This is a genomic window from Pseudoalteromonas sp. B131b (assembly GCF_037162545.1).
Taxonomy (GTDB): Bacteria; Pseudomonadota; Gammaproteobacteria; order Enterobacterales; family Alteromonadaceae; genus Pseudoalteromonas; species Pseudoalteromonas fuliginea.
Map to the genome: position 1 here is coordinate 1638401 of NZ_JARLUZ010000001.1, position 16849 is coordinate 1655249.

Consider the following 16849-nt stretch of genomic DNA (forward strand, 5'->3'; position numbering starts at 1 on the left):
CTTAAAATAACGGTGAGGGGGAAAGCTAGTGAGATTATGCATTAAAGGCTTACTTTGGTTGTGTATATCCATTGAATCTATATTTTTCAATCTGCTTTAACTTACTCCTATATTCGTATGTTCGTTAATTTTTTGTTAAAGTACTGTGCTTGGTATGGGATACAGTAATTTAATGATTTTATAAACAGGAAATGAAATGGAAGATATAATAAATCAAATAGATGTTAATCAATATTTACCCGCTGCAGTTACGTGGGCAACCAACATATTACTGGCAATTGCAATTTTACTTGTAGGCTTATGGTTAGCGGGCAAAGTACGCAATTTAATTATTGGCTTATGCCACAAATACACTCATCTTGATGATACGCTTTTTCGCTTTTTAGGCAGCATGGCTCGCTACATAATATTAGCGTTCGTTATTATTGCTGTGTTAAATCGCTTTGGTGTACAAACAGCCTCTATTATTGCTTTACTCGGTGCTGCAGGACTTGCTATAGGCTTGGCGTTACAAGGTGCAATGTCGAACCTTGCAGCAGGCGTTATGTTACTTGTTTTTAGACCTTATAAAGTGAATGATTTTATTGAGGCGGCAGGGCGTTTTGGTAAAGTAACAGAAGTAGATATGTTTACTACTATTTTACAAACGTTCGATAACCAACAGGTTATTATTCCAAATAGTCAAATTTGGGGCGCGCAAATTATTAACCATTCACATCATCCAATTCGTGGTGTTGATATGCATTTTGGTGTTGCATACGGTGAAGATACAACGGCTGTACGTAAAGTTATAGATGCCGTACTTGCAGCGCACCCACACATACTAAAAGATCCAGCGCCTTTTGTTGAAGTAGAAACACTTAACAACAGTTCAGTAGACTTTTTAGTAAGACCTTTTTGTAAGGGTGAGCATTACTTCGATATTCTTTACACTGTGCCAGAGTTAATTAAAAAAGCACTAGATGAAAACAACATCGAAATACCTTTCCCTCATCGTAAAGTAATTTTAGTTAACGAAAGTAAAGATTAACTAAATTTATAACGATTTAAACGCAAGGGCACTTTAAAGTGCCCTTTTTTTGATCTTGAAAAACTTACAGGGCTCTGTAAGTTTTTCTATTTTTAATACCACTTAAAGCATCATTTTCACTCTGTATCCCGCGCTTTTATTGCTCTTACTGTTTGGTCTTTATTTTGCATTTAGCTCAGTTGTTTTTGCTGTTAAGCAAACTTAAAAAAACGACCCCAATCACTTAAATTGTAATGAAGGATTAGACATGGCTGAATCATTTAAATACGCAGGTAAGAAAGGGAATGGCGGCGAGCTGCGCCAAAGTGCATCTGATGGCTACCCAACAATGACCACAGCGCAAGGCTGCCCTGTGAGCGACGATCAAAACTCGTTAAAAGCAGGCAAACGCGGTCCTGGCTTAATGGAAGATCAGGTACTGCGCGAAAAGCTTTTTCATTTTGACCACGAGCGTATTCCTGAGCGAGTAGTACATGCTCGTGGTTACGGGGCACATGGGTACTTTGAAACTTACGACACGCTTGAAGATTTAACCTGTGCTGATATTTTTAAACGCAAAGGTGAAAAAACACCTGTGTTTACGCGCTTTTCTACGGTTGCAGGTAACAAGGGCTCTCCGGATTTAGCACGCGATGTACGTGGTTTTGCCGTTAAATTTTATACTCAAGAAGGTAATTGGGATTTAGTCGGTAACAATATACCGGTGTTTTTTATTCAAGATGCGATGAAATTCCCAGACTTAGTTCATTCAGCTAAAGCAGAGCCCGACCGAGGTTTTCCTCAAGCGCAAACCGCACACGATAACTTTTGGGATTTTGTAAGCTTGTCGCCTGAGTCAATGCACATGGTTATGTGGGCAATGTCTGATAGGGCTATTCCGCGTTCATTGCGATTTATGGAAGGTTTTGGCGTTCATACATTTAAGTTTATTAATGCCAAAGGAGATGAAAAATACGTTAAATTTCATTGGAAACCAAAAGGCGGCATGCAATCTGTAGTATGGAATGAAGCACTTAAGTTAAATGGCGCAGACCCTGATTTTCATCGCAGAGACATGTGGGAATCTATTGGCAACGGAGACTTCCCAGAGTGGGAGCTAGGTGTGCAGGTGTTTGATCAGCAATTTGCTGATGAATTTGAATTTGATATTTTTGATGCCACTAAACTAATACCAGAGGAACAAGTGCCCGTTAGAATAGTTGGGCGAATGGTGCTTAATCGCGTAGTCGATAACTTTTTTGCAGAAACAGAGCAAGTAGCATTTTGTACTCAAAACATTGTACCGGGGCTCGATTTTACACCCGACCCGCTACTGCAAGGTCGTAACTTTTCATACCTTGATACTCAAACTAAACGTTTAGGTGGCCCTAACTTTACGCACATTCCGGTAAACGCGCCTAAATGCCCAATGCGTCATTTTCAGCAAGATGGCCACATGGCGATGCAAAATCCAAAAGGACGTGTTAACTACGAGCCAAACTCATGGAGCGCAGGCGAAAATAACCCTCGTGAATGCCCAGTACACGGCTTTAAAAGCTCAAAGGAACCTGAAGTAAGCGACGGTGATAAACTGCGTTATCGCTCAGAAACATTCAGCGATCATTACAGTCAAGCTCGTCAATTTTATTTAAGTCAAACAGAGGTAGAGCAAGCACATATTCAATCAGCATTTGTGTTTGAGCTTTCTAAAGTTGAGCATTTACCAATACGAGAGCGTTTGGTATCGCATTTATTGAATATTGACGAAACCCTCGCAAATAAAGTTGCCGAAGGACTTGGCTTGCAAGAAATGCCAGACCCAGCTGAAGCTGCTATGCCAACACGTAAAGACTTACCTGTATCTGATGCGTTAAGTATTTTGAAAAATGCGCCAAATACATTTAAAGACCGCAAATTAGGTATTTTAATAAGTGATGGCTTTAATGCAGAAATTTTTGAATCGGTTACTAATGCACTTAAAAGTGAAGGCGCAAACTTTGAAATTATTGCCCCACAAGTTGGCGGTGCTAAATGCAGTAAAGGTAAGCACTTTAAAGCTGATCAGGTTATTAATGGTGGTCCATCGGTTTTATACGATGCGGTACTTATACTCACCACTGAAGAAGGAGCTGAAAAACTAGCTGCCATAGCAGAAGCTAAAGACTTTGTAAGTGATGCGTACGCACATATGAAATTTATAGGCTTTACAAATGAGGCCAAGCCTTTATTTAAAGCGGCAGGCCTTGATGGAAAAGTAGATGATGGTTGGATAGATTTAAAGGTAGACTCTGCCAATAAATTTATAAGTACATTGCGTAATTTAAGATTTTGGAAACGTTAGTAAGCTCATTAATTTAAAAACCACAGCGTGTAATTGTTGTGGTTTTTTTATGCTCATCTAGTTAAGGTACTAGTTCAAGCCAACATTAAAATTGGATTTATTATGAAGTTAAATGGCGCTTGCCACTGTGGCAAAGTGGTATTTACGGTCAACTCAAAACACCCTTATCCTTACAATTTATGTTATTGCTCTATATGCAGAAAAACCGCAGGAAGCGGGGGCTTTGTTATTAATTTAAGTGCAGAATATAAAACATTAAAAGTGACAGGTGCGGAGCATATAACGATTTATCACGCTAAAATAGACAATAAAATCAGCCCCGCTGAGCGTCATTTTTGCAAACATTGTAGTGCTAATTTATGGCTGTACGACGCGAGTTGGCCAGATCAAGTTCACCCATTTGCTGGTGCAATTGATAGTGAGTTACCCATACCGCCAGAGCGCACTCATTTAATGTTAGGCAGTAAAGCCCATTGGGTTGATGCGCCTATAAAAAACGGTGATCTGCAGTTTGATCAATACCCAAGCGAAAGTATTGCTCAATGGCATCAACGTTTAAAGTTAGAACAATAAAAATGTATTTTTTAACACTATAAAATAATGGCGAAAATGACGTTGTTGCTTTTATTGATCAGAGCCATTTAGCGTATACGGGCTATTACCACTCTCTCATTGAGCTCAATGAGAGAGTGGTAGGTTTAATGTTTAAATAGCAATATACATAAATTAATTCATCCCAGCTTTATAGCGAGGTATTTTATTTCATCGTCACTTATTTGCGGTAAAAAATAAATATCGCCGTATTTAAAATACTGCTGTGAGTTAATTATTACGGCCTGTGCAGCCATAGGCAGTGAGTCGTATGTTTGACCCAAGCGATAGTCCTTTACATTACCCACTTTTATTGCCTGATTAAGGCGAGTTGATGGCTCATCAACAACCGTATAACCATCATTATCCGCCATGTAGTATACATTTTGATAAGTGTAGTAAGTCGTATTATGGTGTTTAAAATGCCTGTAATTTCTTGGTAGCGTATTTATACGCAGGCCTCTAGGTGGTTTAACAACATGGTAGCCTCTTTTAGCTTTACGGTAATAAAGGCCGTCGTTAAACGTAAACGAAATACCATTAAATCTGATTGATGCGCTATTGCGTGGTAAATGGTTTATAAATCGATTTTGTCTGTAAGCGACTGAATTATGATGGTTTGTTAAGTAGTTATATTTTCTCTGGTTGTAGCGGTGTTGTTCACGCTTTTCCTGCTTGTACTTAGCGAGTCTACGTTTTTCTTGCTTACGGTCTTCTCGTTTTTCTTTTTTATGCTCAATACGCTGCTTTTTTTCATGGCGGCGTTCAACGCGTTTATATTCAACACGTTTGTCGTGATCACGTTTAAAGCTTTTATCATTCTCTCGCTCGTTTTGTGCTCCAAGCGCAGAGCCTGATACTGCGCCAATGGCGAGCAGGGCAGGTAGTAAAAAAGTAAGTTTCATAGTGTTGCCTCGTTTATGTTTTTACATAACTGGGTTCAATACTAGCGTCTCAAACTGAATGTTAACTGACATACAACAGTAAACAGAGCTATGCTTACAGCTTTTTACATTTTACTGACGGTTCTTGACATAATACCTAGTTTTTGACGATTTTAGGAACGTTTTAATGCACCCCAAACGATTAGTCGTGTCATAAAAAATGGATATAAAATTAGTAATTAAGCCTTCCTTGGCTTTGTTTATTAACTAACCTGAACTTTGGTTTAGATATTTACTAACTTATTGAATCATGGTGATATTTAAATTTACTTTCTCTAGCGCTGAAAATAGCTGCTAGAGATAGATTTATTGTCCAGAGTACAGCTTAATTACTTTTGATAAAAAGGATAATCGCTATAACCCACTTCAGTACCGCCATACATAGTGGCTGCATCGGCTTCGTTAAACGTCCAATTATTCGCTATACGCTCTGGTAAATCAGGGTTAGCTATAAATGGGCGACCAAATGCAAATAAGTCACCGTAACCTTCACCTAAAATACGCACCGCTTTTTCTACTGTGTATTTACCAGCATAAATAATGCGACCTGAAAATTCAGCTCGTACTGCTTTATAAAACTCTAGTGGTAAATCGGGAGCGTTATCCCAATCAGCCTCTGCAATCGATAAGTAAGCAATACCAGCTTGCTCAAGCACTTTAACGGCTTGTATATAAGTATGGTGAGGGTTTGATTCAACAAGTCCTAAATACACTCGTGTTTCGTCTGTGCTTTCAAATAAAGGAGCAAAGCGTACACCTAAACGGTTTGCGCCTACAACGTCACTTACCGCTTCAACTATTTCTTTTAAAAATCGCAGGCGATTAGTAAGTGTCCCACCGTATTGATCATCACGGTTATTTGTATGCTCAGAAATAAACTGATTAACTAAATACCCGTTAGCACAATGAAGCTCCACACCATCAAAGCCTGCTTCTAAAGCATTGCGTGCAGCTTGAGCGTACATGTTTACCAGTTCACCAACTTCAGTTGTAGTTAGTGCGCGGGGCTCACTTGGGTCAGCCAACACTCCTTCACCAGGTGCGGTTTCAATAAATACTTTTACATTGTCAGCAATAATATCTGAAGGGCCAACCGGTTTACCTGAATTTGGTTGTAGTGTGGTGTGCGATACGCGCCCTACATGCCAAAGCTGAGCAAAAATAACGCCGCCTTTAGCGTGTACTGCATGTGTTACTTTTTTCCAGCCTTCAATTTGTGCTTGCGAGTGAATACCTGGGGTCCAAGCGTAACCTTGTCCACGAGGTTCTATTTGTGTGCCTTCAGTAACCATAAAACCAGCCGATGCGCGCTGCGAGTAATACTCAGCCATTAATTCATTAGGGATATTGCCAGGCTGAGTGCTGCGAGAGCGAGTAAGAGGAGGCATCACAATACGGTTTTTAAGTGTAAAAGGGCCAAGCTCAATTGATGAGAATAAAGGGGCGGTGTTAATTAATTCTGATTTCATTTTAAATTCTCTTATAAAGCAAACAAAGGCTTAAATAGTGGTTAAGCGACATTGGCAGCATAGAGATTTAAAGATACAATTTGAAACAACACTTTTTTGTACAGCATACAATTATGAATGGTATTGGTCGGCTTGATATAAAGCAGTTAAGAGTACTCAGTAGCTTATTAGAACTGCAAAATCTTTCACAAGTAGCCAAAAAAATGGGGTTAACGCAACAAGCCATTAGTGAGCAACTACGAAAGCTACGAGATTTATTTGACGATCGTTTGTTTATTCGCCAAGGCAATAACATGGTTGCTACTCCTAAAGCGCAAGGGCTAAAGGCGCCTGTTAACCATATTTTAAAGCAATTAGAGTCGTTACTAGAGCCTGAGCAGTTTAGCCCGCAAACTTATAAAGGTGTGTTTACCATAAGCGCAACCGACTACGCCACGCAGGCTTTATTGCCGCAATTATTTAATATTACCCGCCGTGAAGCGCCAGGTTTAAAGCTGATAGTGCGCGACTTTGCGTCTGACAACGTTAATCAACTTATAACGGCAGGCGAGCTTGATTTACTGATAAGCTTTCCAGAGTTCATACCTGACAACTTAGCGTATGTCACTTTACTAGAAGAGCAGCACTTGTGTATTACAGGCTGTAAAAATGAGTTTGAAGATGAGCCCTTAACACTGCCGGAAATTGCAGCGCACCCGCAGCTGGTGGTGTCGCCTTCACGCGCTAATTTACGCGGATCGCACGATCAATGGTTTGAAAGCCAAGGGCTAAAACGTAATATTGTTATGTCGGTACCGAGTTTTTCAGCGGTGCCCGACATTTTACATACTACTGATATGCTCGCGTTTTACCCTTCAAGATTATTACCAAATAGTAAAGTTAGACTGCTAGAAGTTGAGGCACTTCCACCTACTTTTAAAGTGATAGCAGCATGGCATCCACGTACTAATAACAGCCCAATTCATAAATGGTTGATAGAGCAATTACAAAACTTATAAAATCCGTAAAAATGCAACAAGATCTAAACGCTCTTGCTTGGTGAGTTTTAATGGTTTTAACAGTTTCGTCGTCTTAGGAAAGTGTGGATCGTTTAATTGGTTTTTCCTAGGCTTAGGTCTTGCTCCACCATGGTTATACATATTTACTATGCCTAGTAGATCATCAAAAAGTCCATTGTGCATCCATGGAAATGTTTCAGTTAAACCAAGTAGAGAAGGGGTTCTAAATAACCCTATATCACTTGGATTATTTGTAAAATTAAACCGGCCTTTATCTTCAAAACTACGGCCGTAGTAATGAAGGCCAGTGCCATGAAATTGGTTGTCACTTAATAGCGCGCCATTGTGGCAAGTCATACACTTTGCTTTAGTTCTAAATAAATGTAATCCGTTTAATTCATTATCTGATAAGCGTCTAAGCGCTTTTTTTGGATTACTCTGAACCTCATTAATAAATGATTTAAAGCGAGTATTAGGTGCAATGAGTGTTCGCTCAAATGCAACGAGGGCTTCTGCCATTTGTGCCATAGAAAGCGTGTCTGAATTAAAGGCACTTTTATTAAATGCCGTATAGCTTTTATCTTTATTGACCCGTATTAAGGCTTCTTGTGGATCTAAGTCCATTTCAATTGGATTGCTAATAGGCATAAGTGCTTGTTGCTCAGCTGTTTTAGCGCGACCATCCCAAAAAAGCTTTGCCACTGATCTATACCAAAAATAGCAGGGGTATTGCGAGTGCCTACTTGATCATTTATGCCTATAGCAGTGGCACGACCATCATGAAAACCCTTATCTCGTTCATGACAACTCGCGCAGCTTACGGTTTTATCGCGCGAAAGCTGTGGATCATGAAAAAGCTTATTACCAAGTGCAACGTGCTCTGGCAATGGAGTAGCTATTGGCAATAACGAAAGAGGCTCAACTATACGCTCATCACTGGTTTGAATGGCCGGCCAGTTTACTTGGCTCTTACTATACAAACCACGTAACTCTTTGTTGCTGTATTGTTGAGCGTGCATACTAAAGGAGAGTAATAATGTAATTACACAAAGTTGCTTAATCATATTTATAAGTTACTCCAAGCCAAAACATACGCCCAGGCTCAATGCCTGATGCACCTTCGTTTACTGTGTAAGTACGGGCATTTAATAAGTTAGAAATATCCGCTCTAATGTCAATAGATTGAGTTTTTGTTAGGTTATGGCTATAGCGTAAACTTAGCCCTAGCATGGTTCTGGCGCGCATTTCTCGCTCTTCGTATTCATCAACTAAACTTGATTCTACGGGGCAACTTGCACAGCTTTTTTCAAGCCCAATGCTTTGACTTGCGCCGGTGCTTACAGCGCTGGTGTAGCTGCCACTATAGGTAACGTTTAAGCCTGTACTAAACGAGCCGCTCCAATCAACATTCCAGCCAAGTGCGCCTGTAACAGGGGTACCAAAGTTGGTACGTATTTGAGCAAGCTGCCCAAGCGTTACAAGCTTGCCGCTGCCACTTGCATTTACATAATAAACAAGTTCGTCAAGCGGGGTATTTTCAGCGCTAGCACTGTATTCGTCGTTTGAAATTTTGTTTTCAGCGTATGAGGCGTTAGCCCATAATGAGTGGCTACCAAACTGCGCGCTCCACGATATTGAGTAGCGCTCTGAGCTGCCATCACCTTCGTTAGTCATATAAATATATTTATAACCATCACTGCCTGCTTCCTCGTCGGTAACTTGAGAAAACTGCTGATGCTTTTTACGCTTTACATACTTAAGCGATATATTTCCTGCTTTCTCAAAGGAGTGGGCTATGCCTAATGCTAGCTCGTCATCGTAGGGGGTATTTACATCATCAAAGCGGTATTTAAATGCGCCCGTGTAGTTAGATGGCAGCCAACCTTGAAGGTAGCCATTTTCGATAGGACGGTACTCTCGGTATGAAAAACGCTGCTGTTCTTTTACTTTATAACCAATAATAGCTGAGTCGTAATAGCGGTTAACGCCTGCGCTAATAATTGTGCGGTTGTCGTTAAATACATCGTAACCAAGCGATATACGCGGTGCGATATTATGATTAGCTAAAAAGTCATCATATTCGTAGCGCATACCTAAGTTTAGATTTAATTGCCCTAATGTAATGCTATCTGTTGCATAAAATGAGGCTCGATTTAAGGTTGCATTTATATACTCTGCAGGAGTTACTAAACGGCCATTAAAATACTGCGCGGTGGCTGTTACATTATTACTGTACGCTTTATTGTGATCTTTATTATTAAAATCAATTTCTCCGCCTAACTGCGCTGCAAGTTCGTCAATCGATATAGTTGTTTCAATTGCTTGGCAGTCAAGTGTATAGCCACTGCAATTAAGTGGCGTGCTAGCGCTAGACCATATAATTGGCGAGTCATAGCCGTAGCTATTTTGTATACGTTCGCGTTCTACTTCTTGGCGAATAAGCTCAATACCGGCTTTAATACGGTGCTCTGTGCCAGCAAATTCAAACGTCTTAAAGTCGAGGGTATTTTTCCAGCTGGTGGTATATTGGGTGTTATCGAGCGCGCCATAACCCCCTTGGCGAGAGTAACGTGTTTGCGCATCGCCTTGGTCGGCGTATTGCCCCCAATCTTTTCCTTTTGCTTGTAGCCAGTTATAAAAGTGAGCAGGGCCTTCTCGGCTGCTGTCGCTCATACTAAAATTAAGATTACTGTGCCACGTTGCTAAATCAAAGTGTTCAGTTAGTGCCGCCACGGCGCCAATTGCACCACCTTCTAAATGAAAGTCACTGTCTTTGGCGTCGGTTATAAAGTCATCTACTTCGTAAGGTGAATACATTAAAATTAAATCTAATGCGTCTATCCAGCCATTACGGTAACCATATTTTACAATGGCATTAATGTTTTTACGGCTTTGCGTTTTGACTTCTCCTAACGACAAATCACTAATATCGCTAGTTAAGTAATTAACGCTCATCATTAAGCCATGGCGCTCATTAATTTGTTTATTAGCACGTAAGTTGTAGCTTATTTTTTCGTATTTAGGTTCTTCAAGTGTGCTTTGGTCAACACTTTGCTGAGAGCTGTCTTGCTCGGCTTCTATAAAGTGATAACTCCCCCAGCTGCTTTGATTGCCACGTACGCCAAAACTATAGCTGTCGTTCGTAAATACACTTTTAGTTTTACTATCAACAATACCACCCGAAAAACCACCAAACTCTGCCGGAATGTTATGGTCGTACACTGTGATTGATTCAACTACATCTGAGTTTACATTCATGCTTTGTACGCCGCCCGACACATCGTTTGACGATGAGCTCAACCGAGATGAACTGCCAGGGTCTATGCGGTTATTGTAGTTCAATCCATCTAACGAAAACCCCGTTTGCCAAGGTTGCGCACCTGATATAGAAATTTCTGGTGCGCTAATTTCTGCGAGGCTACCAATAGAGTAGGCCTCGTTGCTTAGCTGTACGCCAGGGAGCAGGGCAATTAGTTCATTTATATCGCCGTTGCCTTTAGGTGTGGCGTTTATAAAGTCACGATTTAAGTAAGAACGTCCAATAACTTCGGGTACTTCTATGCCTATGTACTGGCCTTTTACTTCAATGTGCTCAAGTGCTTCACAGCGCTCTTTTTGCTCATTTTTAAGTTCGTTACATGGCTGTGGTTTTGACTCTGTCTGCTGTTGCTGTTCTTCGGCGTATACACCCTGAGAAAGCAAAAGCAGACACGCGAGGGTAGTCGGTGTCTGCATATATTTCGGCTCTTTGTTAAATACCTAGTGGGGTTGTGTCTTCGCTATCAATTACGCCATCATTATCAGCGTCTTGGTCGGCTATTAATCCAGCTAAGGCTATGTCTTCATCACTGCTATTAGGTAAAAAGAAGTTAGGTAAGCCGTCGTGGTCGGTGTCTACGCTCGCAATAGCTATGCCTCTAAAGTCATCGCGTGAAGCAACTAAGTTGGTCATGCCTATGTAAAGCTCAAGCTGATCAGCCTCGCCATTAACGCCATTAGTTATTAGGCTTTGTGCTTTGGTAATATCGTTAATTAACGTAAAGCTGTTAACTAAATCTTCCATGTTGTCGGCAATAATTGTATTGGCAAAACCCAAAATAAGAGGCTCAAGCGTATTTAAAAGCGTGCTTGCTTGATTTTTTGCATTACTATAATTTGCTGAAAAATCACTTATATTGGCCGCGTTTGTGCCCATGCTTGAAAGCATAGAGTAACGTTCAAATTCCCCGCCTGTAGCCGCTTCTAAACCAATGACTTCAGCTTTAACAGCGGCTAATATAGTTTCTAGCTGATCGCTTGTTAACTCATTTAACGCAGGCGTTATTTCGGCAATGGCATCATTTAAGGTGGTGCTTGCCAGTGATGTTTGGTTGGCATTAACTAAATAACCTAATGTTTCTAGGCGGGCTTCAAACCTGTCTTCGGTATCTTCATCTAGTGCAATGTAGCTAAGTAGTTGATTGTGTACACCAGCTACTTGCTCCGATAAGCCGCCTTTAATAAGCGATACCATTACTTGATTATGAGCTGTAATTGATGAGCTATTACTTAGCGTACGTACATCGCCTGCATTGAGCGTATTAAGCATAGTTAAACATTTATTCGCTGCACTTGCTGCATCGCCACCAACTCGCGCTGTTAAATCAACTAACGATTTACAGCCCTTGTAACCCGTTAAAACTGTGGTTGATAACTCTTTGCTAATGTATTCATCAGAGACTAAAAAGTCGCCAGCATAGGTAAATACTTGCTGTGCTAAGTCGTTTCTGCCGGCTTCACTTAAAATTAGGCCTGTGCCAGGGACGTTATCAAGTGAGGTTAGCGCTCTAAAAAATTCGCTGTAATCGCCGTTTTCAGTAAAAAAGCTGCGAGCTTGTGCTGCGGCACTGTTTATATCTTCACCGGCAAGTAGGCGGTTAGCTATATTAAAGCCGTACACTTGTTCTTGCGCGTTGTTTATATCGGTTTCGCTGTCTGATAGCATTATTGCTGGGTTTTCGTCGCTTTGGTATAAGCCTTCAATTAAGCCTGCTAAAAATTGAATAGGGTAGGTGTAGTTATCTAATGTAGCGGCGCTATAAGCCGACGTACTATAGTTATAGTTACTATCAAAACCCGTTGAGCCATACATAGCAAGTACTTGGTTAGTGTAATCTTTTGCGGCCTCAAACTCGCCAGCTCTATAAAGGTATTGCGCAGCCCATGCCCCGTGCAACGTTTTGTATTGCTCGTATGGTTGGCCTTTGTATTCGCCGCTACGTACTAGTCTGTAACCCGCTTTTACCGCAAGTTGCGCGTAGTTGTTTGCAAGTAATTTAGCTTGAGTTAAATCGCTTTCATCTAGGCTTTGCGCATAGCTTTCTAGAGCGTCATCTATTGATAAGCGTACACCATTTAAAAAAGCCATAGCTCGATGTGTATTCTTCTTCACGTACTTGTTCAGCGTATAACGAAATAGTATTTAACAAATTACTTGCTTGCGAAACTTGATCCGCAGCTAAATAGCTTTTTACTAAAGAATAAAGCGCTGATGCGTCTGATGAGGCAATGTTATCAAAGCCTTTATCAGCTAAGTATTGGTTGTAGGCTGCTACTGCTTGGTCGCGGTAATCGTTTGCTTTTTCTGTTTGGCCTATTTCATCAAGTGCTTGCGCTACCTCTTTTAATGCCGAAGAACGTGCAGTTTGCTCGTTTATAAGCGCTAAATAGTCGTTAGCAGTATCTAAAAAACCTGCACGCGCATAGGCAGCAGCTTGTGTTGCGTATACGTCATATCGAGAAAGTTCATCAGCAATATTTACGCTTAACTCATCTGCTTGTTTTAAGTGAGATAAGCTAGAGCTGTAGTAATAATTAAGTTTATCTTCGTTAGTTACATAAGAAGGGCTTAGCGAAATAATAGCCGTTAATGGCTCGCTAATTAAGCCATCTGTGTAGCTAATTTCAAATTGTTCATCAATGCTGCTTAGAGTTTGTGCCTTATAGGTAAATTCACCTGTGGTGCTATTTATGCTCATTACGCCATTGCTTGGTGGGGTAATTAGGCTAATAGTTACGGTGTCGCCATCTAAGTCCTGTGTGGTTATAACCCCTTCGGTGGTGGTTGAAGAAGTAACAAACACGTTAGTGGCGAGAAGTTGAGGAGCATCATTAACATTTTCAATAGCAAAGCGTATTACTACATTTGCCGTTAAACTGCCATCGTTTGCACTTATGGTTGCCGTATCTTCACCAAAATAATTACTAAATGGTGTGTAAGTAAACTCACCGTTAGCCTCTACTGCTATGATGCCATTACTTGGCGCGTTAGCAAGTGTATAGCTTAGGACGTCATCGTCGGTGGCTGTTACTTGAGCAGTAAAAGAGGTGTCTTCGTTTAAAGTGAAGCTTAGGTTTGGCTCATTAAATAAAGGTGCTTTATTACTAGAGCCACCACCGCAACCAGTTAAAATTAAAGTGCATAATATAGGTGTGAGTTGAATTAGCTTATTCATGATTATTGAACAGTAAAGGTTAATGATGTTGCAAATGATAACGCATATCAATTGTATTTTATACGGAAAAAGTAATTTATATGATAAATTAAGGTGATTTATTGAATGAAATAAAGTTTAAGGGGTTTAAATAAACTAAAAAATAGAATGGTAGTTTGCTAAGGCTGAATGGTTATTCCTTAGCAAACAATAGATTAAGCTTTAATTAACGTCTTTTATTATTAATAAAGGGAAGTGCTTAACGGAACGAGGTTGCCACTGATTAAAAATTATATTTTTAACACCTAAAGACGCAAGTGCCTTGGGTGAGTATGTCCAGCCTCGCGCATGTTTTTTTATTGCTGCTTTGCGTAAACTTGGCTCAAGACCAACAGTAAGTAGGTCATGATTTACATTAAAGCGTTTATACATTGCTCGTTCTCGCTTACTTGCTTTGGCTATAACCTGATCATAATGCGCACGGAGTACTTGCCATTTTTTACTTTTTTTGGTTCATCTAAATTTTTGACCATAGTGTCTATATCACTGTCGAGCCATTTTGCAGAGGCGGCATCGCCATGCCAGCCAACTATTGCATTTTTCTCAATGGTTGTCGGTTGCCCTACGAGTAGTATGTAGTTAGCACAAGATGAAAAGCAAAAGTCTTTTATGCTCACGCTAAGTTTATGAGCGGCGATCAAGTCAGCTAAATCCATACCAAAATCGATGTTACCGCCACCGCTGGTAATCGTTAATGCGTTTATCGAGGAATTGCTTTTTAAAAGTTCAGAAGCTTTATTATTTTGAACCTCAGTAATTTGGCCACTGTAATACAGGGTGTTTTTTTAACGAGCACCAGCGCGCTTGTTGAAAAGCTACAGCATAATAACGATATGTAAATAAGCACTAATTTTATCATTACTTGGTTTATTCCTATTTAATTCAAGCTATAAATATTTTGCAGAGAAACGATTTAATAATGCTAATGAACATACATATAAGCTTACCAAAACAAGGTCTGTAAAGCCGTTATCGCTTTGAATGATGTAAGTACTTAAAGCCATGTGGCCGCCATATGAAAAACATAAAAGTATACCCATAATACTGGTGTTTTTAACAATGTTACCAATTATAAAACTAGCTAAAAAAGCTGCGCATGCTGTAAGTGAAAAATTAGCTGCATATACAAACTGCCATTGTTGTTGTCCAATTAATGGCAAAGTAACAATAAAACAAAATATTCCTACGTAAATTGTAAATTTTAATGCACTTTGGATAAAAGCGCTTTTTGCTTGTGCAGTGCTATTGTAAATAGGGAGAGTGTAAAGCAATTCCCATGACTGCGTCCTTTGTGATCGACTCCATTGGCAAAGCGTGAATAGCGCAAGCAAGACATTTGTTAAACTAAACATTGAGTGCTTAGATATATCGTAAAAAAAGTTAATGATTATTGCGCTGGCACTCAATCCTACTAGCAAAATAGTAAATTGAGATAGTGAAGGTCCTACAAAATAACTCAAAGGAAAGAGCTGTTTATTTAAATACTTAGAGTAACTTGATAAAAAACCAACAGGAACAGGCGACCACCCCGATTGCACACCATGACGATAATTAGCAAAGGCATGACTGCTAAAGTGATATGGTTGGCCAAATTTATCTTTAAATACTAATAGGACTAAGTAAGTAACAATAGCTATAGGGATTAAAAAAACAGGTGTTTTTTCTAATAACACACAACTTATAATGCCTGTGGTGAATATTATGTAACATCCAAGGGTAAATAAGTGACTGCTCACTCTACATAAAAGCCATAGCCCTAAACCAAGTGTATTCGCTACAAAGATAGTAGATAAAAGATGAATACTCTGCTCAATAGCTGCATTTATCAGCATAAAACCATTTATTATTGCAATAAACACTTTGCCTTGTTGCGTTACATGTTGGCAATAATCAACAACTAGCGCCTGCCACTCTGTGGCTTGTAAGCGAATACTTTGTAAAGCAAGTGATGCGTACATGCAAATAATCGCAAACATTGCGAGCAGATTAAGAATAACAGGTTCACTACCAATAAATAGAGGGAAAAAATAGTCGCGAATATTGATGGCACAAAATAACTAGCGGGACCGGCTTCTTTTAACCATAAACCGCTCCAACCTTGGTACCACTTACGGCTTTGTGGCGAACTCATGCATGTAGCTCCACAAACAGTTGCTCTAAAGAAAGCGGATTAATACTCAATGCGCCATCAATTGTTTCGTTGTTATAACCATAAATAATGGCCGAATTTTTGTTTTGAGCTAATACAGTGTAAGCAGTTAAGTTAATGGTGTTATCGGTAAAATTAACTTTTCGGATAGTTTCGCGAATCTCATCTTGTTCATCAAATAACAGCAGTTCACCTTCTTTTATAAGGGCAATATGGCTTGCAACGCGCTCTATGTCGGAAGTGATATGTGATGAAAACAAAATCCCCGAACCGGAATCGAGTGCGAGATCGAACAAATCGCTCATAAACTCGCGTCTGGCAATAGGGTCTAGGCTTGCAACTGGTTCATCTAAAATAAGTAATTTAGGGCGATATGCCATTACCATAATTAACGCAAGTGTTTGTCTTTGACCTATTGATAAGTTGCTAATTGCAGCGGTGCTTGAAAGTTCAAACCGACCTAGCCATTTGGTTTCAAGCTCGGTATCCCAGTTAGGGTAAAAACTACGATGTAGTGCCAATGCATCGGCTATTTTAAACCCCTCATAACCAAATGACTGTTGAGCAACATAGCCAATTTTAGCTTTGTTTTCAGCATTAATTTGTAAACTTGGCTCTGAAAAAACACTAATATCACCCATATCGGGAGTTACTAATCCAAGTGCACAGCGTAGTAAAGTCGTTTTACCTGCGCCATTTTTACCGAGTAAGCCAATTACCATACCTGAATACACATCTAAATTAATATTTTTAAGAATATTTTTTGAGTTAATTGTTTTATATACATTTTTGTAGCTAAGGAGTGGTTGTTCCAT

At 39.8% G+C, this 16849-nt stretch carries 13 protein-coding genes and 1 pseudogene; 4 read left to right on the forward strand and 10 right to left on the reverse strand.

Features of this window, described 5'->3' with window-relative positions:
* Window positions 1-196 precede the first annotated feature (196 nt).
* The 3 genes from P4S65_RS07490 (at window position 197) to P4S65_RS07500 (ending at window position 3923) form a co-directional block, all read left to right on the forward strand.
* Window positions 197-1030 (forward strand): mechanosensitive ion channel family protein, encoded by an 834-nt coding sequence (locus tag P4S65_RS07490; protein ID WP_007376939.1) that lies wholly within the window; start codon window positions 197-199, stop codon window positions 1028-1030.
* A gap of 247 nt (window positions 1031-1277) precedes the next feature.
* Window positions 1278-3350: a catalase gene (locus P4S65_RS07495; RefSeq protein ID WP_337119868.1), complete on the forward strand. Its 2073-nt coding sequence runs from the start codon at window positions 1278-1280 to the stop codon at window positions 3348-3350.
* Window positions 3351-3452: 102 nt separating this feature from the next.
* The gene (locus P4S65_RS07500; protein ID WP_096794075.1) at window positions 3453-3923 is read left to right on the forward strand and encodes a GFA family protein; all 471 of its coding nucleotides are present in this window, start codon (window positions 3453-3455) and stop codon (window positions 3921-3923) included.
* 158 nt (window positions 3924-4081) lie between these two features.
* On the opposite strand, the gene P4S65_RS07505 is transcribed toward P4S65_RS07500, so the two are convergent.
* Both P4S65_RS07505 and P4S65_RS07510 read right to left on the reverse strand, forming a co-directional pair.
* The gene (locus P4S65_RS07505; protein WP_096792513.1) at window positions 4082-4846 is read right to left on the reverse strand and encodes a DUF6515 family protein; all 765 of its coding nucleotides are present in this window, start codon (window positions 4844-4846) and stop codon (window positions 4082-4084) included.
* A 368-nt stretch (window positions 4847-5214) separates the two neighbouring features.
* Entirely contained in the window at window positions 5215-6354 is a 1140-nt protein-coding gene (locus P4S65_RS07510) for an alkene reductase (RefSeq protein WP_033029938.1), read from the reverse strand.
* A gap of 80 nt (window positions 6355-6434) precedes the next feature.
* On the opposite strand from P4S65_RS07510, the gene P4S65_RS07515 reads away from it, so the two are divergent.
* Entirely contained in the window at window positions 6435-7352 is a 918-nt protein-coding gene (locus P4S65_RS07515) for a LysR family transcriptional regulator (RefSeq protein WP_337119869.1), read from the forward strand.
* Here the strand turns inward: P4S65_RS07515 and P4S65_RS07520 are convergent.
* From P4S65_RS07520 to P4S65_RS07560, 8 genes and pseudogenes are all read right to left on the reverse strand, one after another.
* Window positions 7347-8416 (reverse strand): annotated as a pseudogene (locus P4S65_RS07520) (cytochrome-c peroxidase). The gene P4S65_RS07515 and the pseudogene P4S65_RS07520 overlap by 6 nt on opposite strands.
* On the reverse strand, window positions 8409-11087 hold the full coding sequence (locus tag P4S65_RS07530) for a porin (protein ID WP_337119872.1): 2679 nt from the start codon (window positions 11085-11087) through the stop codon (window positions 8409-8411). The pseudogene P4S65_RS07520 and the gene P4S65_RS07530 overlap by 8 nt, the downstream one beginning before the upstream one ends.
* Before the next feature lie 16 nt (window positions 11088-11103).
* Window positions 11104-12759, reverse strand: coding sequence for a hypothetical protein (locus P4S65_RS07535; RefSeq protein ID WP_337119873.1), 1656 nt, complete (start codon window positions 12757-12759; stop codon window positions 11104-11106).
* Window positions 12722-13846, reverse strand: coding sequence for an Ig-like domain-containing protein (locus P4S65_RS07540; RefSeq protein ID WP_337119874.1), 1125 nt, complete (start codon window positions 13844-13846; stop codon window positions 12722-12724). The genes P4S65_RS07535 and P4S65_RS07540 overlap by 38 nt, the downstream gene beginning before the upstream one ends.
* Window positions 13847-14047: 201 nt before the next feature.
* Complete coding sequence (locus P4S65_RS07545; RefSeq protein ID WP_033029946.1) at window positions 14048-14257, reverse strand: hypothetical protein; 210 nt, start codon at window positions 14255-14257, stop codon at window positions 14048-14050.
* A 26-nt stretch (window positions 14258-14283) separates the two neighbouring features.
* On the reverse strand, window positions 14284-14541 hold the full coding sequence (locus P4S65_RS07550) for a hypothetical protein (protein WP_337119875.1): 258 nt from the start codon (window positions 14539-14541) through the stop codon (window positions 14284-14286).
* Window positions 14542-14772: 231 nt separating this feature from the next.
* Window positions 14773-15861 carry an ABC transporter permease gene (locus tag P4S65_RS07555; RefSeq protein ID WP_337119876.1) on the reverse strand — a complete coding sequence of 363 codons (1089 nt, stop codon included), beginning with the start codon at window positions 15859-15861 and terminating at the stop codon, window positions 14773-14775.
* Window positions 15862-16012: 151 nt separating this feature from the next.
* Entirely contained in the window at window positions 16013-16849 is an 837-nt protein-coding gene (locus P4S65_RS07560) for an ABC transporter ATP-binding protein (protein ID WP_337119877.1), read from the reverse strand.